Origin of the sequence: Salifodinibacter halophilus (genome assembly GCA_012999515.1) — a bacterium.
In the GTDB taxonomy this organism is placed as follows: domain Bacteria; phylum Pseudomonadota; class Gammaproteobacteria; order Nevskiales; family Salinisphaeraceae; genus Salifodinibacter; species Salifodinibacter halophilus.
Genome location: JABEEB010000600.1, coordinates 1 through 243, shown reverse-complemented (window position 1 = coordinate 243; position 243 = coordinate 1). Strand labels below are relative to the sequence as shown.

Below are 243 nucleotides of genomic sequence, written 5' to 3'. Positions count from 1 at the left end.
CGGCAAACGCGGCGGGAACAAGGCGAAATACAGCAATATCGCGACCAGCGGCTGCGCCAGCAACAACAGCGCGACGCGCCAGCCGCGCGAACGCGACGACGGCTCGGCGCGGTACTGACGCAAGGCCGTGCGCGCCATCGCCAACGCAGCGGCGACACCGAGCACGACCGCGACGGCCATTTCCCAGTTCATCGCGCCTCCTGCCGCAAGGCGTCGAAGTAACGACGGTCGCGCGCATCGCCC

Annotated in this window: 1 protein-coding gene; it reads right to left on the bottom strand. The window is 69.1% G+C overall.

Going from position 1 to position 243, the window contains the following annotated elements:
• The coding region (locus HKX41_12975) for a carboxypeptidase regulatory-like domain-containing protein (protein NNC25047.1) at positions 1-192 on the bottom strand (192 nt) is incomplete at its 3' end.
• Positions 193-243 lie beyond the last annotated feature (51 nt).